This is a genomic window from Bradyrhizobium sp. YCK136 (assembly GCF_044570075.1).
GTDB lineage: Bacteria > Pseudomonadota > Alphaproteobacteria > Rhizobiales > Xanthobacteraceae > Bradyrhizobium > Bradyrhizobium diazoefficiens.
Genome location: NZ_CP172424.1, coordinates 6,566,316 through 6,587,098, shown reverse-complemented (window position 1 = coordinate 6,587,098; position 20,783 = coordinate 6,566,316). Strand labels below are relative to the sequence as shown.

17 protein-coding genes and 2 pseudogenes are annotated in these 20,783 nt (G+C 64.4%); 11 read left to right on the top strand and 8 right to left on the bottom strand.

Features of this window, described 5'->3' with window-relative positions; all coding sequences use genetic code 11:
- Position 1: 1 nt before the first annotated feature.
- Positions 2-382 carry a VOC family protein gene (locus tag ACFLEY_RS31775; protein WP_060911102.1) on the bottom strand — a complete coding sequence of 127 codons (381 nt, stop codon included), beginning with the start codon at positions 380-382 and terminating at the stop codon, positions 2-4.
- Positions 383-513: 131 nt separating this feature from the next.
- Positions 514-1,293 (bottom strand): SDR family NAD(P)-dependent oxidoreductase, encoded by a 780-nt coding sequence (locus ACFLEY_RS31770; RefSeq protein ID WP_060911103.1) that lies wholly within the window; start codon positions 1,291-1,293, stop codon positions 514-516.
- Positions 1,294-1,472: 179 nt separating this feature from the next.
- Between ACFLEY_RS31770 and ACFLEY_RS31765 the strand changes: the two genes are divergently transcribed.
- From ACFLEY_RS31765 to ACFLEY_RS31755, 3 genes are read left to right on the top strand one after another with little or no spacing between them, the layout of a single operon-like run.
- Positions 1,473-2,261 carry an enoyl-CoA hydratase/isomerase gene (locus ACFLEY_RS31765; protein ID WP_011085727.1) on the top strand — a complete coding sequence of 263 codons (789 nt, stop codon included), beginning with the start codon at positions 1,473-1,475 and terminating at the stop codon, positions 2,259-2,261.
- Positions 2,258-3,244 carry a phosphotransferase family protein gene (locus ACFLEY_RS31760; protein WP_060911104.1) on the top strand — a complete coding sequence of 329 codons (987 nt, stop codon included), beginning with the start codon at positions 2,258-2,260 and terminating at the stop codon, positions 3,242-3,244. Before ACFLEY_RS31765 ends, ACFLEY_RS31760 begins: the two co-directional genes overlap by 4 nt.
- Positions 3,245-3,247: 3 nt before the next feature.
- On the top strand, positions 3,248-3,625 hold the full coding sequence (locus ACFLEY_RS31755) for a DUF6285 domain-containing protein (RefSeq protein WP_011085729.1): 378 nt from the start codon (positions 3,248-3,250) through the stop codon (positions 3,623-3,625).
- Positions 3,626-3,874: 249 nt separating this feature from the next.
- On the opposite strand, the gene ACFLEY_RS31750 is transcribed toward ACFLEY_RS31755, so the two are convergent.
- Positions 3,875-4,654 (bottom strand): enoyl-CoA hydratase-related protein, encoded by a 780-nt coding sequence (locus ACFLEY_RS31750; RefSeq protein WP_060911105.1) that lies wholly within the window; start codon positions 4,652-4,654, stop codon positions 3,875-3,877.
- 210 nt (positions 4,655-4,864) lie between these two features.
- Between ACFLEY_RS31750 and ACFLEY_RS31745 the strand changes: the two genes are divergently transcribed.
- Positions 4,865-6,139: an acyl-CoA dehydrogenase family protein gene (locus ACFLEY_RS31745; protein WP_060911106.1), complete on the top strand. Its 1,275-nt coding sequence runs from the start codon at positions 4,865-4,867 to the stop codon at positions 6,137-6,139.
- A gap of 117 nt (positions 6,140-6,256) precedes the next feature.
- Here ACFLEY_RS31745 and ACFLEY_RS31740 read toward each other — a convergent pair whose 3' ends face one another.
- Together ACFLEY_RS31740 and ACFLEY_RS31735 are read right to left on the bottom strand one after the other, a co-directional pair.
- Entirely contained in the window at positions 6,257-7,834 is a 1,578-nt protein-coding gene (locus tag ACFLEY_RS31740) for a fatty acid--CoA ligase (protein ID WP_060911107.1), read from the bottom strand.
- A 214-nt stretch (positions 7,835-8,048) separates the two neighbouring features.
- Positions 8,049-8,921: an SDR family oxidoreductase gene (locus tag ACFLEY_RS31735; RefSeq protein ID WP_060911108.1), complete on the bottom strand. Its 873-nt coding sequence runs from the start codon at positions 8,919-8,921 to the stop codon at positions 8,049-8,051.
- A 105-nt stretch (positions 8,922-9,026) separates the two neighbouring features.
- Between ACFLEY_RS31735 and ACFLEY_RS31730 the strand changes: the two genes are divergently transcribed.
- The 6 genes from ACFLEY_RS31730 to ppc all read left to right on the top strand — a co-directional run bounded on the left by ACFLEY_RS31730 (position 9,027) and on the right by ppc (position 16,977).
- The gene (locus tag ACFLEY_RS31730; RefSeq protein ID WP_060911109.1) at positions 9,027-9,836 is read left to right on the top strand and encodes a crotonase/enoyl-CoA hydratase family protein; all 810 of its coding nucleotides are present in this window, start codon (positions 9,027-9,029) and stop codon (positions 9,834-9,836) included.
- Between the two features lie 116 nt (positions 9,837-9,952).
- Entirely contained in the window at positions 9,953-11,497 is a 1,545-nt protein-coding gene (locus tag ACFLEY_RS31725) for an acyl-CoA synthetase (protein WP_060911110.1), read from the top strand.
- Positions 11,498-11,629: 132 nt separating this feature from the next.
- Complete coding sequence (locus tag ACFLEY_RS31720) at positions 11,630-12,424, top strand: enoyl-CoA hydratase/isomerase family protein (protein ID WP_211433423.1); 795 nt, start codon at positions 11,630-11,632, stop codon at positions 12,422-12,424.
- An 87-nt stretch (positions 12,425-12,511) separates the two neighbouring features.
- Positions 12,512-13,597, top strand: coding sequence for a rhomboid family intramembrane serine protease (locus tag ACFLEY_RS31715; RefSeq protein WP_060911112.1), 1,086 nt, complete (start codon positions 12,512-12,514; stop codon positions 13,595-13,597).
- 48 nt (positions 13,598-13,645) lie between these two features.
- Complete coding sequence (locus ACFLEY_RS31710; RefSeq protein WP_060911113.1) at positions 13,646-14,050, top strand: YccF domain-containing protein; 405 nt, start codon at positions 13,646-13,648, stop codon at positions 14,048-14,050.
- A 128-nt stretch (positions 14,051-14,178) separates the two neighbouring features.
- A complete protein-coding gene (gene ppc, locus ACFLEY_RS31705) occupies positions 14,179-16,977 on the top strand; it encodes a phosphoenolpyruvate carboxylase (protein WP_060911114.1) in 2,799 nt (932 codons plus the stop codon).
- 90 nt (positions 16,978-17,067) lie between these two features.
- Here the strand turns inward: ppc and ACFLEY_RS31700 are convergent, their stop codons facing one another.
- The 3 genes and pseudogenes from ACFLEY_RS31700 to ACFLEY_RS31690 form a co-directional block, all read right to left on the bottom strand.
- Complete coding sequence (locus tag ACFLEY_RS31700; protein ID WP_060911115.1) at positions 17,068-18,186, bottom strand: SMP-30/gluconolactonase/LRE family protein; 1,119 nt, start codon at positions 18,184-18,186, stop codon at positions 17,068-17,070.
- 121 nt (positions 18,187-18,307) lie between these two features.
- Positions 18,308-19,222 (bottom strand): SDR family oxidoreductase, encoded by a 915-nt coding sequence (locus ACFLEY_RS31695; RefSeq protein ID WP_011085741.1) that lies wholly within the window; start codon positions 19,220-19,222, stop codon positions 18,308-18,310.
- A gap of 106 nt (positions 19,223-19,328) precedes the next feature.
- Positions 19,329-20,075 (bottom strand): annotated as a pseudogene (locus ACFLEY_RS31690) (thiolase C-terminal domain-containing protein); the annotation flags it as partial.
- 11 nt (positions 20,076-20,086) lie between these two features.
- Here ACFLEY_RS31690 and ACFLEY_RS31685 point away from each other — a divergent pair.
- Positions 20,087-20,419: pseudogene (locus ACFLEY_RS31685) on the top strand (transposase); the annotation flags it as partial.
- Between the last annotated feature and the right edge of the window lie 364 nt (positions 20,420-20,783).

Below are 20,783 nucleotides of genomic sequence, written 5' to 3'. Positions count from 1 at the left end.
ATCAGTTCGGCATCCGGTGCATCGCGCAGATCTTGTTGCCGTCGAGATCGCGCAAGTAGGCGAGATAAAGCTTGTTCCCCGCGCCCTCGCGGATGCCGGGCGGATTCTCGATCGGCGTTCCGCCGGCGGCGACGCCGGCCGCGTGCCACCTGTCGACCTGCTCAGGCGAGTTGGCGGCAAAGCCGATGGTGCCGCCGTTCGCGCAGGTCGCTGGCTCGCCGTTGATCGGCTTCGTCACCGACAACACGCCGGTCTTGGTGATGTAGAAGATGCGATGGCCGTCGACCCGTGCAGGCCGCACCTCGAGCGTGCTGAGCAGCTGGTCGTAGAAAGCCTTCGCCTTGTCGAGGTCGTTGGTGCCGATCATAATGTGTGAAAACATTCGCCCTGTCCCCTCTGCGCTCACAAAACGAGAAGCCGTAGGGTGGGCAAAGCGCAGCGTGCCCACCACGGCCTTCGAAAGTATTTCTGGTGGGCACGGCGCAAGAGCGCCTTTGCCCACCCTACGAGATGTCAAAACGCGGTATAGCCGCCATCGATCACGAACGTATCGGCCGTATGATACGACGACGCCCTGCTCATCAGATACACCGCGATGCCGCCGAAATCGCTGGCCTCGCCGAAGCGACGCTGCGGAATGCGCGGCATCACATTGGCGACGAACTTGTCGTTGGCCATGAGGCCGGCTGTCATGTCGCTCTTGATCCAGCCGGGCAGGATCGCATTCGCAGTGACGCCGTGGCGTGCCAGCTCGACGCCGAGCGCGCGCACCAGCGCGTTGATGGCAGCCTTGGTCGCGGCATAGTGCTCGTTGCGCGCGGTGCCGAAGATCGAGGCGAGGCTCGAGGTCGCGACCAGCCGGCCGAAGGGATCGCCGGCATTGGCGCGGTCGGTCATGTGTCTGGCGGCCGCCTGGAACGCGTGGAACACGCCGTCGAGATTGGTCGAAAACATCGTGCGCCATTCCTCTTCGGTGCGCTCGATGAAGGAGCGCCGGCCGCCGCCGCCGATGCCGGCATTGGCGAAGCAGCCGTCGACCCGGCCGAAGGTGTCGAGCGTGGCCTTCATCGCGGCATTGACCGATGCCGGATCGGTGACGTCGCAGACGCGGGTATCCACCTTGCCGGCAAGTCCCGCCAGGCTCGCGGCAGCGCTTCTGTTCTTGTCAGGATTGCGGCCCCAGATCGAAACGTTGCAGCCCTGGCCGGCCAGTGCCTGCGCGATGCCGAGCCCGATGCCGCCATTGCCGCCGGTGATCACGGCGACACGGCCGGAGAGGTCGAAAAGGTTCATGGCGCGTTTCCCGTTTTTGGCAAGACTTTCTGGCATGACGCGCACCAGCCGCTGCGCGCAAGATTGCTTGTTATGCTCCGATCACCATGGACAAGACCGCGCCAAAAATCAAATATGCGCCCCGGCAAAAGTAGTTCCGGTCTGCGAAACTGTCGCAGGCCGCAACTGACGAGGAAACCATGCAGTTCAAACACGTCACGCTCGATTTCGATGGTTCGGTCGCGATCCTCAAGCTCGACCATCAGGAGGTGATGAACGCGGTCTCCGTGGACATGCTGGGTGGCCTTGCCGAGGCGCTCGATGCGATCGAAGAGAAGAAAGACGAGGTGCGCTGCGTCGTGTTGACCGGCGCGGGGCGGGCGTTCTGCACTGGCGCTAATCTTCAGGGCCGCAACAACCAGTCGAAGAAGACCAAGGCCGGCCTGACGCTGGAGACCGGCTTTCACCCGTTCCTGCGCCGCATCCGCAATCTGCACTGCCCGATCGTCACCGCGGTGAACGGCCCTGCCGCCGGCGCCGGCATGAGCTTCGCATTGCTCGGCGACATGATCCTGTGCGCGCGCTCGTCCTACTTTCTGCAGGCGTTCCGCCGCATCGGCCTCGTGCCGGATTGCGGGTCGACCTGGCTGCTGCCGCGGCTCATTGGTCGGGCCCGCTCGATCGAGCTGTCGCTGATGGGCGAGCGGCTCCCGGCCGAGAAGGCGCTGGAATGGGGCCTCGTCAATCGCGTCTATGATGACGGCGTGCTGATGGAGGAGGCGATGAAGCTGGCGCGCGAGCTTGCCAGCGGCCCGACAGTCGCGCTGTCGCTGATCCGCAAGCTCTATTGGGACAGCCCGGAAAATTCCTTCGAGGATCAGCTCAATCTCGAGTTCCAGTGCCAGCTTCGCGCCGGCGACACGCAGGACTTCCGTGAAGGCGTCGGCGCGTTCCTGGAGAAGCGCCCCGCGCAGTTCAAGGGCAAATGATCGAAGCGCAACTCTCCCGCAGCGTTCGGCGCTGGTGCGAGGGGGCGACCGGCGTCACCGGCGCGGCCAAGCTGTCCGGCGGTGCCAGCCAGGAAACCTGGCGCTTCGACATCGTGCATCCCGACGGGCCGATCGGTGCGATCCTGCGCCGCTCACCGAAGGGTTATGGCGCGGCTCCGACGCGCGCGGCGGGGCTCGGCGCTGAAGCGCAATTGATGCAGCTCGCCTATGAAGCCGGTGTGCCGTCGCCGCGCGTGATGCATGTCCTGACGGCCGAGGACGATCTCGGCACCGGCTTCATCATGCAGCGGGTCGAGGGCGAGACCATCGCGCGCAAGATCCTGCGCGACGACGAGTTCGCGTCGGCACGGCCGCATCTCGCGCGGCAGATCGGGGGCGTGCTTGCGGGCCTGCACAGGCTGCCGCTGGACAAGCTGCCTGAGCTCCGGCGCATGACGGCAGCGAAGGAGATCGGCGAGTTCGAGCGCGACTATCGCAGCCTGAACTGGCCCAAGCCCGTGTTCGAGCTGGCGCTGCGCTGGCTGCGCGACCACGATCCCGGCCCCTCGGCCGAGGAGACGCTGGTGCATGGCGATTTCCGCAACGGCAATCTCATCATCGGCCCCGACGGCGTCCGCGCCGTGCTCGACTGGGAGCTCGCCCATCTCGGCGATCCCATGGAGGATCTTGGCTGGGTCTGCGTTAACTCTTGGCGGTTCGGCGAGATCGACAAGCCCGTCGGCGGTTTTGGCACTCGCGAGGAATTGTTCGCGGGTTACGAAGCGGCAGGCCGAAAAGTCGATCCTGCGCGCGTAAGATTCTGGGAAGTGATGGGCACGCTGCGCTGGGGCATCATGTGCGGCGGCATGATGCAGCGGTTCCGCGAAGGACCGGACCATTCCATGGAGCGCGCCATGATCGGGCGTCGCGCCTCCGAGACCGAGATCGATCTGTTGCGGCTCTTGGCGCCGCGCGGGAGGTGACTCATGCAGGACGAACCGACACCGGTCGAGCTGACCAAGTCAGTCGCCGATTTCCTCCGCAGCGACATCGCACCGCTGATCTCCGGCCACCAGGCCTTCAAGCTGCGCGTCGCCATCAACATCCTCGACCTCGTCACGCGGCAGTTGACGCAGGAGGAGGGGAGCGATGCGAAAGAGGTGGAGCGGCTGCGTGCACTGCTCGGCATTGACGGCTCGGTGACGGACCTCAACCGCGTGCTGGCCGAGCGTATCGCCAGGGGCGAGGTGGATATCGCAACGCCGGGCCTCGCCGAGCATCTGTGGGCGACCACGATGGACAAGCTTGCGGTGGATCAGCCGAATTATGCGTCGTACAAGCGCGAGCTGGGGCGTGGCGGGTAGGCGGCGCTACATTCTCCGTCATTGCGAGGAGCCCTTGCGACGAAGCAATCCAGAGTGTCCCCGCGGAGGTAGTGTGGATTGCTTCGCTGCGCTCGCAATGACGGCGTTGATGCAGTGGTGCGCCACACTCTCCTCGTCATTCCGGGGCGTCGCGAAGCGACGAGCCCGGAATCCATTTATCCGCGGTCGCCGTGGCCCGATGGATTCCGGGCTCGCGCCTGACGGCGCGCCCCGGAATGACAGGAGGGATTACTTCCCCACCCATTTCGGCGGCCGCTTCTCCGAGAACGCCTTCGGGCCCTCGATGTAGTCCTGCGAGGCCACCATCGCCTTCACCGCCGGATATTCCCGCTGCTCCTCGATCGCCTGCTCCAGCGAGACGCCAAGCCCCTTCTGGATCGCCTGCTTTGAAGCGCGGATCGACATCGGCGAGTTCTTGGTGATCATCTCCGCCCAGCGCAGCGCGGCTGCAAGGGCCTCGCCCTGCGGCACCACCTCGTTGACGAAGCCGAGTTCATGACCCTCCTTGGCGCTGACATGGCGCGCGGTGAGGATCATGCCCATGGCGCGCTTCAGCCCGATCTGCCGCGGCAGCCGGTGCAAGCCGCCGGCGAGTGCGGCGAGGCCCACGCGCGGCTCGGGCAAGGCGAAGGTCGCGTTCTCCGCGGCGATGATCAGGTCGCAGGCCAGCGCGATCTCGAAGCCACCGCCCATGGCAACGCCGTTGACGGCGGCAATGATCGGCTTGTCGCAGTCGAAGCGCGAGGTGAGGCCGGCAAAACCGCCCTTGTCCCAGCCGCGTTTGCCGCCGGCCGCCTGCCACTTCAGGTCGTTGCCGGCGCAGAACGCCTTGTCGCCGGCGCCCGTGACGATCGCGACCCATTGCTCGGCATCGGCCGAGAAATCGTCGAACACCTTCTGGAGCTCGAAATGCGCGTCGGTATGCAGCGCATTGTAGACCTCGGGCCGCGACAGCGTGACGATCGTGATCGGTCCCTTGCGTTCCACCTTGGAAAATTTTAGCTCCATCGCTCGCTCCCGCTTTTTCTCCTGAAGGAATATTGTCGTCATACTAGCGTGCACAAGCGCCGGGGCACCATCGAATTGCGCAATGCGCCTTGCGCAGCCGGCACGCCTCGGCTTGCTTGACTTGCGCGCGCTCTTCTCACCTTAATCGTGCGAAGCAAAAGCGTGCTTAGCGCCTTAACGCAAAACGAAAAAATCATCCGGGAGAGAGCCGTGGATTTCTCATTGCCAACAGATCTCGTCGCCTATCTCGGAGAGCTCGACCGTTTCATCGAACGCGAGATCAAGCCGCTGGAAGCGGCCGACGACAACATCCGCTTCTTTGATCATCGTCGCGAATGGGCGCGCACCGATTTCGAGAACGGCGGCCTGCCGCGGCACGAATGGGAGGCGCTGCTGCGCAAGGCCAAGGATCTCGCGGACGCCGCCGGGCACCTGCGCTTCCCGGTGCCGAAGCAGTATGGCGGCAAGGACGGCTCCAACCTCTGGATGGCGGTGATCCGCGAGCATTTTGCCGCCAAGGGCCTTGGCCTGCACAACGACCTTCAGAACGAGCATTCCATCGTCGGCAATTTCCCTGTCGTCACCATGCTCGACCGCTACGGTCGCGACGACCAGAAGGCGATGATCGACGACTCGATCAAGGGCAAGTACCGCATCACCTTTGGCCTCACCGAGCCGCATCACGGCTCGGATGCCACGCACATGGAGACACGTGCGGTGCCGGCGACCCGCGACAACGTCAAGGGCTGGATCATCAACGGCGAGAAGATGTGGACGACGGGCATGCACGTCGCCACGCATTGCGCGCTGTTCGCACGCACCTCGGGCAATGACGGCGATGCGCGCGGCATCACCTGCTTCCTGGTGCCGGCCAAGAGCCACGGCGTCAAGGTCGAGGAGTACATGTGGACCTTCAACATGCCGACCGATCATCCCCGCGTCAGCTTCACCGACGTGTTCGTGCCCGAGGATGCGCTGTTCGGCGAGGTCGGCCGCGGCCTGTCGCTGGCGCAGTGCTTCGTGCACCAGAACCGCATCCGTCAGGCGGCGAGCTCGCTGGGCGCCGCCGTCTATTGCATCAATGAAAGCGTCAAATATGCGCGCGAGCGAAAACCATTCGGCAAGGCGCTCGCCGAGAACCAGGCGATCCAGTTCCCGCTGGTCGAGCTCGCGACGCAAGCCGAGATGCTGCGCCTTCTGATCCGCAAGACCGCCTGGGAGATGGATAAGCTCACCGAGGAGCAGATCGAGCGCACGCTCTCCGACCGTGTCTCGATGTGCAACTACTGGGCAAACCGCCTCTGCTGCGAATCCGCCGACCGCGCCATGCAGGTCCACGGCGGCATGGGCTATTCACGCCACAAGCCGTTCGAGCATATCTATCGGCACCATCGCCGTTACCGGATCACGGAAGGCAGCGAGGAGATCCAGATGCGCAAGGTGGCCGGGTTCCTGTTCGGATATATGGGACCGGGGAAGCATTGAGGCTTGCACGGCTGTCGTAGGGTGGGCGAAGCGAAGCGTGCCCACGATCCCTCGAATACGAAACGAGACCGTGGGCACGGCGCGTTGCGCCTTTGCCCACCCTACGGCATCGCGCGATCAGTTCACCCGCCGATCCTTCCCGGCCCAATACGGCTCCCTCAATTGCCGTCGCAAAATCTTGCCACTCGGATTCCTCGGCAGCGCCGGCAGAAACTCCACGGTCTTCGGCGTCTTGAACCCGGCGATGCGCTCGCGGGTGAAGTTGATGATGTCGGTCGCGGTCGCCTGCTTGCCGGGCTTCATCACCACCATTGCCTTCACCGCTTCGCCCCATTTATCGTCGGGCACGCCGATCACGGCGGCCTCGGCGACATCTGGATGATCGCATAGCACGCTCTCGACCTCGGCCGGATAGACGTTCTCGCCGCCGGAGATGATCATGTCCTTGATGCGGTCGTGGATATAGAGGTAGCCGTCCTCGTCCATGTAGCCGGCATCGCCCGTGCGCAGCCAGCCGTCGCCGCGCAGCGTCGACGCGGTCGCCTCCGGCAAATTCCAGTAGCCCGCCATGTTGGAGCTCGAGCGCGTCGCGATCTCGCCAACCTGGCGCGGCGGCAGCGGCTTGCCGTCCGCATCCAGAATGGCGATCTCGACACCGGGGAGCGCCTTGCCGGCCGAGCGCATCCGCTCCAGCCCCTCGACGTGATCCTCCGGCGGCAGCGCGACGATGGTGCCTGTCGTCTCGGTCATGCCGTACATCTGCACGAAGCCGCATTTGAAGACCTCGATGCACTCCTTCAGCAGCGCTGCCGGAATCGGCGAGGCGCCGTACAGCATGTATTTCAGCCTGGAGAAATCGACCGTCTTCGCGCGCGGCTGCCGCACCACGAACTGCATCGCTGCCGGCACCATGAAGAGCTTCGTGATGCCCGACTGCTCGAAGAAATCCAGCACCTTGGTCGGATCGAACTCGCGTGCGATCACGCCGCGGGCGCCGTGATAGAGACCCATCACGCCCCAGCCCGAGCCGCCGATGTGGAAGATCGGCATCGCGACCAGCGACACGTCGTCGGTCGACCACCGGTTCCACTCCGGCTTGTCCGCGGCGTTGCCTGTCTGCACCAGGTTGAGGAAGTTCGCGTGGCTCAGCATCGCGCCCTTCGGCTTGCCCGTGGTGCCTGACGTGTAGAGCTGGATCGCGATGTCTTTCGTATCGATCGGTACCTTCGGATCGTCGCTGCTCTGCGCATCGCGCCAGGCCATAAAATCCCGCCATTCAGGGGCGCCGCCCTCGGTCGTGATGATCGTGCGCACGCCCGGAATCTGATCCTTGATCTGACGGACCAGTGTGATGAACTCCGGTCCCACGAACAGCACCGGCGCATTGCAGTCGCCAACGATGAAGGCGACCTCGGGCCCGGCAAGCCGCCAGTTCACCGGCGCCATCACCACGCCGGCCTTCATCGCGCCCATCAGCAGCTCGAAATAGAAGTCGCTGTTCTTGCCGAGATAGGCGATGCGCTCGCCTTTCTTCAAGCCCATCGCGATCAGCGCGTTGGCGACCTTGTTGGTCCTGGCGTCGAACGCGGCAAAGCTGGTGACGCGGCCCTCGAACTCGTAGGCGGTGGCATTGCCGCGACTCGTCGCGCGCTCGCGCACCATGTCGGCGAGATTCGCCAATGGCTGTGTGGACATGTTCCTCCCGTGACGTCTTGTTCTTATACCGCGGAGTGTGGCGTCATCCGCGGGTGAAGACAAGATGGAGGAGCCCCGCCGTCGTCCTGGCGAAAGCCAGGACCCATAGCCGTAAAACGCAATTTGGCGAAGACCGGTCATGACCAATCTTCGCCAAACGACATTCGGTGGTAGTGGGTCCTGGCTTTCGCCAGGACGACTACGGAGAGAGCGGCTACCCCCGCTTCGCCCGGTCCTTCTCGTTCTGGGCCATGATGCTCTCGCGCGCGGCCTTCCAGTCGTCGTCGCTCCAGTCGCGGAGCTGGTAGAAATTGCCGCCCATCGCGAGCGCCTGGGCGCCGTCCATGGCGATGGTCTCGCCGGAGATCCAGTCGCAGCCGCCGGAGATCAGGAACACGGCGACGTTCTGCAACTCCTCCATGGTACCGACGCGGCCCATCGGGTTCATCGCCTTGGTGCGCGCGCCGGCCTCGTCGCCCGGCTTGATGCGCTTGCTCATGCCCTCGGTCGGGATTTCGCCGGGCGCGATCGTGTTGAGGCGGATGCCGTAGCGGCCCCATTCGGTCGCAAGCGACATCGTCATGGCGTGGATCGCCGACTTGCTCATCGCCGACGGCACCACATAGGGCGAGCCGTTGCGCACCCAGGTCGTGGTGATCGAGACGACGTTGCCCGGCTGCTTCAAGGTGATCCAGCGCTTGCCGACCGCATGCGTCACGTAGAACGTGCCGTGCATGACGATGTTGGCGACGGCGTCGAAGCCGCGCGGCGACAGCTCTTCGGTGCGCGAGATGAAATTGCCGGCGGCGTTGTTGATGAGATCGGTGAGGGGCGCTTCGCGAAAGATGTTTTCGATCATCTCTTCGACCGCGAGCGCGTTGCGGATGTCGACGCCGTGGCTGGTGACGCGTCCGCCATAAAGATCCATCAATTCGGTCGCGGTCTCGTCGCACACGATCTTGCGTCGGCCGCAGATGTGCACTTCGGCTCCAAGCTGGAGGAAGCGCGCCGCCATCGACTTGCCGAGCCCGGTGCCGCCGCCGGTCACGAGGATGCGCCGGCCGGCCAGAAGATTTTCCTTGAACATGGGTGTTTCCCCCGTAGGGATTGTCGGTTAATTGATCGTTTGACTAAATCCGGCCGCCGGCTTCCTGTAAAGCGGCACTGAACAAGAACAGGGGAGAATTCATCCATGGAAGAGCGCGTCTCGATCTCGATCTCGGAAGGCGTCGCCGACGTGCGCCTGGTGCGCGCGGACAAGATGAACGCGCTCGATCAGGCCATGTTCGAGGCCCTTGTTGCCGCAACAGACCGGCTTTCGAAGGACAAGAGCGTCCGCGTCGTCGTGCTGTCCGGCGAAGGCCGGGCCTTCTGCGCCGGCCTCGACATGGGGCGTTTTGCCGCCATGAAGGAGAAGGGCGGCAACGGAATTCCGGGTGGCGAAAATCGCGATCTCACCAAGCGCACGCATGGCCAGGCGAACGTTCCGCAACAGGCGGTATGGGGATGGCGCCAGCTTGCTGTTCCCGTAATCGCGGCCGTGCATGGCGTTGCCTTCGGTGGCGGCTTCCAGCTCTCGCTCGGTGCCGACATGCGCTTCCTCTCCCCCGATGCGCGGATGTCGGTGATGGAGATCAAATGGGGCCTCGTGCCTGATATGGCGGGCACGCCGATCCTGGCCAGTCTCGTGCGCGACGACATCCTGCGCGATCTCACCTATACGGGGCGCATCTTCTCCGCGCAGGAGGCGATGGCTTACGGCCTTGCCACGCGGATCTGCGACGATCCGCGGGCGGTCGCGCTGGAAGTGGCGCGCGAGATCGCCGGCAAGAGCCCCGATGCGATCCGCGCCGCCAAGCGCCTGCTCAACAATCTCTCGGTCGATCCGGGCCCGGCGCTGCTGGCCGAGTCCGTCGAGCAGCAGAAGCTGATCGGTAGTGCGAACCAGACCGAGGCGGTCCGTGCCAATCTGGAAAAGCGCGCGCCGAAGTTTGCGGATTAGTTCTCTGTCGTTCCGGGATGGTCCGAAGGACCAGACCCGGAACCTCGAGATTCCGGGTTCGATGCTGCGCATCGCCCCGGAATGACGGCCACTAACCACAACAAAGAAAAACAACAATGAGCGAAACGTCCCAATTCCTCGGCATCGTCTCCGGCGACCGCCGCCGTTCCCACGCCGAGGTCGCCAATCGCGCCGACCGCATCGCGAACGGCCTCAGCAAGATCGGCGTCCGCCCGGGCGATTGCGTCTGCATGCTGATGCGCAACGACATCGCCTTCCTGGAGGCCGCCTACGCCGCGATGCGGCTGGGTGCCTATGGCGTGCCGATCAACTGGCACTTCAAGCCGGAAGAGATCAACTACATCCTCAACGACACCGGCACGTCCGTGCTGATCGGGCATGCCGACATGCTGCACGCGCTGCGCGATGCGATTCCATCGGGCGTCGCCGTGCTCAGCGTGCCGACGCCGCCCGAGATCCTGTCCAACTACAAGATCGATCCGGATCATCTGGCAACGCCGGCCTTCGCGATCGATTTCGAATCCTGGCTCGCGCAGCATCAGCCTTATGACGGTCCAATCGTGCCGCAGCCGATGAGCATGATCTATACGTCAGGCACGACCGGCCATCCCAAGGGCGTGCGGCGCAATGCGCCGACGCCGGAGCTGCAGGCCGCCGGCGAGCGCATGCGCGCGATGATCTATGGTCTGAAGCCCGGCGCCCGCGCGATCCTGCCGGGCCCGCTCTATCATTCCGCGCCGAACTCGTTCGGCATCCGCGCGGGAAAACTCGGCGGCGCGCTGGTGCTGATGCCGCGCTTCGAGGCGGAAGAGTTTTTGGAGCTGATCGAACGCTACAGGATCGACACCGTCTTCATGGTGCCGACCATGTTCATCCGCCTGATGAAGCTGCCGGAACAGGTGCGCAAGAAGTACGATATCTCCTCGCTGCGCCATATCATCCACGCGGCAGCGCCTTGCCCGGCCGACGTCAAGCGCGCCATGATCGACTGGTGGGGGCCGGTGATCTACGAATTCTACGGCTCGACCGAATCCAGCGCCGTCACCTTTGCGACCTCCGAGGACGCGCTCAAGAAGCCCGGCACCGTCGGCAAGATTTCTCCCGGCGCCGAGCTGCGCTTCCTCGGCGAGGACGGCCGCGTGCTGGGTGTGGGTGAGATCGGCGAGATCTATTCCCGCATGGCGGAGATGGCCAACTTCACCTATCACAACAAGCCGGAGAAGCGCGCCGAGATCGACCGTGACGGCTTCATCACCTCCGGCGACGTCGGCTACATCGACGAAGACGGCTACGTCTTCATCTGCGATCGCAAGCGCGACATGGTGATCTCGGGCGGCGTCAACATCTATCCGGCCGAGATCGAGTCCGTGCTGCACGCCGTGCCCGGCGTGCATGATTGCGCGGTGTTCGGTATCCCCGACGCCGAATTCGGCGAGGCATTGATGGCGGTGGTCGAGCCGCAAGCCGGCATCACGCTCGATGCCGCGGATGTCCGCGCGCGGCTGAAGACCTCGCTCGCCGACTACAAGGTGCCCAAGCACATCGAGATCCGCAGCGGGCTGCCGCGCGAAGACTCCGGCAAGATATTCAAGCGCCGCCTGCGCGATCCCTATTGGGAGCAGGCGGGGCGAAAGATCTGACAACTCGACGAGAACCCGTAGGGTGGGCAAAGCGGAGCGTGCCCACCATGACAAACGAGGTTGCTGATGGTGGGCACGGCGCAAACGCGCCTTTGCCCACGCTACGAGACACAGGACGGGGAAACATTAGTCATGACCGACGCCGCAAACGAAGTCCTCTACACAGTCGCCGATCACATCGCGACCATCACGCTGAATGCGCCGGAGCGCATGAACACGATCTCCGGGCCGATGCTGAACGATCTGGCGCGGCTCTTGACCGAGGCCAATGAGGACAAGAACGTCCGCGTCGTGATCCTCACCGGCAAGGGGCGGGCATTCTGCGCGGGTCTCGACCTGCGCAAGGAGCGCGACGGCAATGGCCTGAGCGCGGCGTCCTCTCCGACCACGATCAACCTGCGCAACACACCGCCGACGGTCTTGCAGGCGATGGACAAGCCGACCATCTGTGCCGTCAACGGCGGCGCCGCCGGCTACGGCATGGACACCGCGCTCGGCTGCGACATCCGCATCATGGCGGAATCCGCAAAACTCGCCGCAGCCTTCGTCAAGCGCGGCGTGGTACCGGAATCCGGCGGCACCTGGCTGCTGCCACGCATGCTCGGTTGGGCCAAGGCCTCCGAGCTGATTTTCACCGGCCGCACGCTGAGCGCACGCGAGTGCCTGGACTGGGGCCTTGCCAACGAGGTCGTGCCGGACGCCGACTTGATGAGCCGCGCCACTGCGATTGCCCGCGAAATCGCCGCCAACGCGCCGCTCGCGGTGCAAGCCTCCAAGCGCATGACGCGGATGGGCCTCAACGAGAACTTCTCCGACCACGTCCACCACGTCTATCTCCAACTCCTGCCATTGTTCAAAACCCAGGACATGGCCGAGGGCATGAAGGCCTTCATGGAGAAGCGCGAGCCGAAGTTCGAGGGGCGGTAGGCCAGGTCGGATGGCACACGCAAGAGTGGCAATTATGGATCGGCTCGGCTAGATTGGCGGTCCCGCTCCAGCCGCTTGCGATCACCTATGCCCTCATTCCGCGCCAGCTTCTTCGAAGTCCCTCATGCGGCCGTCTACGCGCTGATGACGGTGACGGTCCTCACGTCGGGGTTTTGCTTCATCCAGGCGGGCGGTCCGTCGGCGCCGGCGGAGTTGCTGTATCGCTACGGGGGCATGTACACGACCGCAATCGCGCGGCATGAGTATTGGCGACTGCTCGCTTATGGCTTCCTGCACGTCAATTTCGTCCACCTCACGATGAACATGTTGTGTCTGGTGCTGTGGGGCGGGCATCTCGAGCGGCGGGTGGGACCGGCCTATTTCCTCATCATCTACCTCTGCGCGATGGTGTTCGGCGCCGTCATCGGCAATGGCATTCATTCCACGCCCTATTTGACGGTCGGCGCGTCCGGCGCCACATCGGGCATTCTGGGCGCGCTGCTTTGCCTGTGGATTCTCGGCAAGCTCGATGTCGGGTTCGATTTCTTCGCGATCAACATCGGATTGAACATCGCGTTTGCGTTCGGCAATTCACGGATTGACTGGGGTGTCCATCTTGGTGGTTTTGCAGCTGGCTTGATCGCCTGCGCATTGCTGGACCTCATCGAGAAGGCGAATATCCATGTGCTTCGGTGCAAGTTTCCGGAAGCGGTAAAGGTCAATCTCACCCTGCTTGCCTGCGTTGCCGCACTGTGGGCCTGGCGCGGCCAGGCTCAGGCGATCGCCGCCGGGGGCGCCGGATGGGGCGCGGCCCTCGTCGTCGTGGCCGCATGTTGTGCCGTCGTGAAGATGGTTGATCTCATCCTCTCCATGAAGAAAGGCCTCGCGATCGTCGTGACGGTTCTGGCCGGAGCGAACGCTGCGGCCGTGATGCTTTCCGGTGGGGCTTTGGCATCTACCTGCAGCCCACGCTGGCCAACTGGCTCCGTTCCGCTCGACAATCTTCTCGTCATCTTCTGCCCCAATCCTGTTCTCATTTCGGGGCTGGCCGCCGTTGGCGCCGCCGCGGTGACGCTTTGGCTCTGCGCGAAGGAGATTTCGCGGGGAATCGAGGATGTTGGATTTGTCGGCACATCGCTGCGTGCCGAACGCAGCCGACGTCATGGACTATGACCTCGGAAGTCGTGCTATAGAGATGCGTCATTGACCACGGATCGTCCCATGGCCCCCGTTTCCATCCTGCTCAACCTGCTCTGGATCCTCATCGGCGGCGCCTGGATGGCGTTCGGCTGGCTGGTCGCCGCCATCATCATGGCCATCACCATCATTGGCCTGCCCTGGGCGCGGGCGGCGTTCAACATCGCCGTCTACACGCTGCTGCCGTTCGGCTCGAAAGCGGTCAGCCGCTACGAGGTCACGGGTGTCGAAGATATCGGCACCGGCCCGCTCGGCGTGATCGGCAATATCATCTGGTTCGTGCTGGCCGGCTGGTGGCTGGCGCTCGGCCACCTCGTGACCGCTCTGGTCCTGGCGATCACCATCATCGGCATCCCCTTCGCCTGGGCCCATCTGAAGCTCGCCGGCATCGCGCTCTGGCCGATCGGCAAGGTGATCGTGCCGGCCTAGCGGCAGTCCCGGTCCCAAGTAACACCCCAAGTGTGCGCCGCCCCCAACTTCACCTTGCGCTGCGGCAAAAAACTTGCACACTCGGCTGAACCGGGCAGTCAAGCGAGCTCGAACCAGGGGAGCGAGCCATGTCCTTCCAGACATTACCATCCGACGCCGCAGATTCTCGCCCCAATCGCCCGGAGGACGTCCAGGCGCTGGAGGCGGATGCCCGCCTGCGGGACGACATTCGCCTGCTCGGACGCATCCTGGGCGACACGGTGCGCGACCAGGAGGGCGCCGACTTGTTCGACCTGGTCGAGCGCATCCGCCAGACCTCGATCCGGTTCCACCGCGACGAGGACCGGCTCGCCCGCCGCGAGCTCGAGCAGATCCTCGACAGCATGTCGACCTCCGAGACGGTGCGGATCGTCCGCGCCTTCAGCTATTTCTCCCACCTCGCCAACATCGCCGAGGACCAGAACAACATCCGTCAGATGCGCGCCCGCACCGCGGCCAAGATCGGCGGCTCCGGCGTGCTGGCGGACACGCTGGCCCATGCCAAGGCCGCGGGCATCGGCCCTGACGCCTTGCGCAACTTCTTCAAGACCGCGCTCGTCAGCCCGGTGCTGACCGCGCACCCGACCGAGGTCCGCCGCAAGAGCACCATGGACCGCGAGATGGAGGTCGCTAGCCTGCTCGACCGCCGCGAGCGCGTCGCGTTGACCGAGGACGAAGCCGCCGCCAGCGACGAGCAGCTCCGCCGCGAAGTGCTGACGCTGTGGCAGACCAATCTGCTGCGCCGGACCAAGCTCACCGTGCTTGACGAGGTCGCCAACGGCCTGTCCTTCTACGACTACACGTTCCTGCGCGAGGTGCCGCGGCTGGTCAACGTGCTGGAAGACCGGCTGGAGGAGGAAGGCGAGCAGGCGGCCGGCGAGCTCGCCTCGTTCCTGCGCATGGGCAGCTGGATCGGCGGCGACCGCGACGGCAATCCCTTCGTCACCGCCGACGTGATGCGCGGCACGCTGCGGCTGCAGTCGAGCCGGGTGATGCAGTTCTACCTGAACGAGCTGCACGTGCTCGGCTCCGAGCTGTCGATCGCGGCCCATCTCGCCGACGTCTCGGAGGAGCTGCGCACGCTGGCGGAGCGCTCACCCGATACGTCGCCGCACCGGAGCGGCGAGCCGTATCGCCTCGCGGTCTCCGGCATCTATGCGCGCCTGACGGCGACGGCTGAAGCGCTCGAGGTCGAGATCACGCGCCGGCCGGTCGGCAAGGGCAGGCCTTACGAGAGCGTCAAGGAGTTGCAAGCCGATCTCGACGTGCTGCACCGCTCGCTGATCTCCAACAACGCCCGCGTCATCGCCCGCGGCCGGCTGCGGCTGTTGCGCCGCGCGGTGGACTGCTTCGGATTCCATCTGGCGCGGCTCGACATCCGCCAGAACTCGGCGGTGCACGAGCGGACCATCGCCGAGCTGATGGACGCCGCCAACCCCGGCATGTCCTATCTCGCGCTCGGCGAGGACGCGCGCATCTCGCTGCTCACCAACGAACTCCGCAGCACGCGCGCGCTGGTGTCCCCGTTCGTCAAGTACAGCGACGAGACCATGGGCGAGCTCAACGTCTTCCACGCCGCCGCGGAGGCGCATGCGAAGTTCGGCTCGGACGCGATCCCCCAATGCATCATCTCGATGTGCAAGGGCATGTCGGACATGCTCGAGGTCGCTGTGCTGCTCAAGGAGGTGGGCCTCGTCCATCCCTCCGGGCGCAGCGCGATCAACATCGTGCCGCTGTTCGAGACCATCGAGGATCTGCAGGCCTCCAGCGCCATCATGGACCGCATGCTGTCGCTGCACGATTACCGCCGCCTGGTCGACAGCCGCGGCAGCGTGCAGGAGGTCATGCTCGGCTATTCCGACAGCAACAAGGATGGCGGCTTCGTCACCTCGGGCTGGGAGCTCTACAAGGCCGAGATCAACCTCGTCGACGTGTTCGAGCGCCATCACGTGCGCCTGCGCCTGTTCCACGGCCGCGGCGGCTCGGTCGGCCGCGGCGGCGGGCCGAGCTACGACGCGATCATCGCGCAGCCCGGCGGCGCGGTGAACGGCCAGATCCGCATCACCGAGCAGGGCGAGATCATCTCGTCGAAATATTCCAACGCCGAAGTCGGCCGCAACAATCTGGAGATCCTCGCCGCCGCGACGCTGGAGGCGAGCCTGCTGCATCCGCGCCAGAGCGCGCCGCGCCGCGAATACCTCACTGCAATGGACGAATTGTCGAGTCTCGCCTTTAGGGCTTATCGCGGCCTCGTCTACGAGACCGACGGTTTCGTCGATTACTTCTGGGCCTCGACCGTCATCAACGAGATCGCGACGCTCAACATCGGCAGCCGCCCGGCCTCGCGCAAGAAGACCCGCGCGATCGAAGACCTTCGCGCCATTCCCTGGGTGTTCTCCTGGGCGCAATGCCGCCTGATGCTGCCGGGCTGGTACGGCTTTGGCACCGCGGTCGAGCAATGGATCGCCGAGCATCCGCAACAGGGCATGCCGTTCCTCAAAGAGCTCTACAAGGAATGGCCGTTCTTCCGCATGCTCTTGTCGAACATGGACATGGTGCTCGCCAAAAGCTCGATCGCGATCGCCTCGCGTTATGCCGAGCTCGTACCGGATGAGGCGTTGCGCGAAAAAATCTTCGGCCGCATCCGCCGCGAATGGCATTCCTGCATCGAGACGCTGCTGGACATCATGGGCCAGGACCGGCTGCTGCAAGGCAACCCGCTGCTCGAACGCTCCGTGCGTCACCGCTTCCCCTATCTCGACCCGCTCAACCACGTGCAGGTCGAGCTCTTGAAGGAACACCGCGCGCAGAACCCGGACGAACAGGTGCTGCGCGGGATTCAGCTGACCATCAACGGTATCTCTGCGGGGCTGAGGAATACGGGCTAACCTCAGCCGTCGTTCCGGGGCGCCCGAAGGGCGAACCCGGAACCTCGAGATTTCGGCTCTGCGAGCCGCCCCGGAATGACGGCGCACACATCAACAGAAATGCGCCCCCTGTGTCTCCACATAGACCGCATAGAGCGACTGGCTCGCGGTCATGAACAGGCGGTTCCTCTTCCTGCCGCCGAAGCAGACATTGGCACAGGTCTCGGGCAGCAGGATCTGTCCGATGCGCGCGCCGTCGTTCGGTGCGAACACCTGCACGCCGTCATAGCCCGGACCGACCCAGCCGGCGCCGACCCAGATGTTGCCCTCGGTGTCGACCCGCAGGCCGTCGGGGAAGCCTGACTTGCCGTCGAGCTTCATGTCGATCAGCCGCTTCGGGTTCGACAGCTTCGACCCGTCGATGTCGTAGGACCACACCACGTTCTCCGCCTGCGGATAATGCGTGATGCCGGTGTCGCAGACATAGAGCTTCTTGTAGTCGTGAGAGAATGCGATGCCGTTCGGCTTGAACGGCTCGTCGGCGACCTTCGCGACCTGTCCGGTCTGCGTGTCGAGACGATAGACCGCTTCCTTCTGATACGGCTGCAACGAGCCGGTATTGGCAACCTTGCCCTCGTAGATGCTGATCGCGCCATAACCGGGATCGGTGAACCAGATCGCCTTGTCGTTGGGGTGCACGACCATGTCGTTGGGGCCGTTGAGCGGCTTGCCGCCAGCCTGCTCGGCCAGCGTCGTCACCGAACCGTCATGCTCGTAGCGGACGAGGCGGGTGCGCTCGGCGCTGATCTGGCGGCCCTCAGTGTCGAACGAGTTGCCGTTGGCCTCGTTCGACGGCTTGTGGAACTGCTCGGAGATGTGCCCGTCGTCGTCGAGATAGCGCAGCTGCCGGTTGGCCGGGATATCGCTCCAGACGAGATATTGGCCCTGCGCATTCCACGCCGGTCCCTCCGCCCACAGGCAGCCGGTATAGAGCCGCTTGATCGCGGTGTTGCCGACCTTGGCCTTGAAGCGCTTGGGGTCGATGGCAATGATGTCAGGGTCGGGATAGCGTTGCGGCTCGGCATTGGCGCCGAACTCGCGGGCGTCAGCGCGCGAGGCGAGCAGGGCGGTTGCGGCCACCGTGGCCGCGCCCTTGAGAAGAGTACGGCGGCCGAGACCGCCACGCTCGCTTGCAGTCGTATCGTCGGAGTTGGTCAGTATTCTTGTCATGGTTTCCTCCCAAAGTTTTGTTGGGAGGACAGCATCCGCCTGCAATCGGGCGTAAACCGGGGCGATCTCTGATCGAGACAACCAGAGATCGCAGGGCAGGGATGCCGGAATGGACGGATCCTTACACGGGATCCCAGGGGAAGATGTCGGCGGAGCGGTCGAGCTTGTAGAACGAGCCCTTCAGCGCCGGCATGCCGTGTTCCGCGATCGATTGCGGCGTCCAGCCCTCGCTCCGATGCACCGAGCGCAGCGGGCGGTTCTGGCTGAACAGGAACAGCTCGTTCATGCGCGCGCCGAAGATCTGCCCGCTGACGTCCTTGGCGGCATCGGACAGCAGATAGGCGCAGACCGGCGCGATCTTCTCCGGGCCCATCTGCTTAATCTTCTCGACGCGCGCCTTCTCGGCCTCGGTCTCGGTCGGGATGGTGCCGATCATGCGGGTCCAGGCGAACGGCGAGACGCAGTTGGAGCGGACGTTGAAGCGGCCCATGTCGAGCGCGATCGACTTCGACAGGCCGACGATGCCGAGCTTGGCGGCGGCGTAGTTGGCCTGGCCGAAGTTGCCGATCAGGCCCGAGGTCGAGGTGAAGTGCACGAAGGAGCCGGACTCCTGCTCACGGAAAATCCGCGCCGCGGCGTGGCTGACATAGAACGAGCCCATCAAATGCACCTTGATGACGGCCTCGAACGCCTCCACGCTCATCTTGTGGAAGATCATGTCGCGCAAAATGCCGGCATTGTTGACGACGCCGTCGAGCCGGCCGAAATGATCGGTCGCGGTCTTCACGATCTTGCTGGCGGGAATCGCTTCCGCCACCGACTCGAAATTGGCAACCGCCGCGCCGCCGCGCTTCTTGATCTCCTCGACGACTTCCTCGGCGGGAGAAGCGCTCGAGCCGGCACCGTCGGCGGCGACACCGGGATCGTTGACGACGACCTTGGCGCCTTCCGCCGCGCAGAGCAGCGCGATCTCCCGCCCGATGCCGCGGCCTGCGCCGGTGACGATGATGACCTTGTCTTGCAGTGATTTTGTCATGTGGGTGCCTCCTGTTATGCCCGTCATTCCGGGATGGTGCGAAGCACCAGACCCGGAATCTCGAGATTCCGGGTTCGCGCTGCGCGCGCCCCGGAATGACGGTGCGTTACCTCTCGTTCGTAAACACGATCGTGCCCGATGCCGCGAACATGCCGCCGACGCCATGGCACACCGAAATCTTCGCGTTCGGCACCTGCGCCGGCGCGATGCCGCGCATCTGGCGCACGCTCTCCTGGAGCGCGTACATGCCGTACATGCCCGAGTGCATGTAGGAGAGACCGCCGCCATTGGTGTTGAGCGGTAGCTTAGCCCCGGGCCGCGTGTTGCCGTCGGCGATGAACCTTCCTGTCTCCTCATGCGGCATGAAGCCGAGATCGCCGAGGCCGAACAGCGGCAGATGCGCGAACGCGTCGTAGATCATGAGATGATCGACGTCCTTGTGCGCGATGCCGGCTTCCTTGAACGCGAGGGGACCCGCGGTCTTGAACGCGCGCGAGGAATTAAACGTCTCCATCTGGCTGACCATCGGCGTTTCCACGCTCTCGCCGGTGCCCATGATGTAGACGGGCTTGCGCGGGAAATCCCTGGCGCGGTCCGCCGAGGTCAGGATCAGCGCGCCGCCGCCGTCGGTGACGAGGCAGCATTGCAGCAGGCGGAACGGATAGGCGATCATGCGCGAATTGAGGACATCGGCGACCGTGATCGGGTCCTTCATCATCGCGCGCGGATTTTTCGCCGCCCATTCCCGCTGCACCACTGCGACCGCGGCAAGCTGCTCGTGGGTGATGCCGTAGGTTTTCATGAAGCGCAGCACGGGGATCGGGAACATGCTGGGCGGGCCATAGACGCCATAGTACCCACTACAGCGTCACCGCGGCTTTTCCGAACCGCAAGCTTCACGTCATCCTCGACAACCTCAACACCCATAAAAAGAACGAGGACTGGCTCAAGGCCCACCCCAACGTGCAATTTCATTTCACGCCGACAAGTGCGTCATGGCTCAATCAGGTCGAAGTATGGTTTTCCATCTTGCAGGGGCAGTCGCTCAGCGGCACCTCCTTCACGAGCCTCAAGCAGCTTCAGGAACACATCGATGCCTACGTCAACGCATACAACGACAGAGCCGAGCCCTTCGTCTGGACCAAGAAAAAGGTCCGTCAACGCCGTTTCAAAGGCCGCCGTATCACTCAGCTCTGATTCCGGGTAATAGGGCGCCTCGAACTGGCCGTTGAGGCTGTCCGCCGGCGTCGAGCGCGGCAGCTTGCCGATCATCGACTTGCCGCTCTCGGCATGCGTGATCAGCACGGTCTTGCACAGGCCGGCCTCGATCGCCGCGGCGGCATGACGAACATGCAGCATGAAGGAGCAGCCGCCGACCGAGGTGCCGTCCACCCAGGTAGGCCTAATGCCGAGATAGTGGCAGACCTGCTGCGGCGTTTCGACCGCGGTGGCAAAGCCGTCGATGTCCGAGAGCTTCAGCCCGGCATCGGCGATGGCATTGAGCGCCGCGTCCGCGTGAAGCTGGAGCTGCGAGGCGTTGGGGATGATTCCGAGCTCGGTG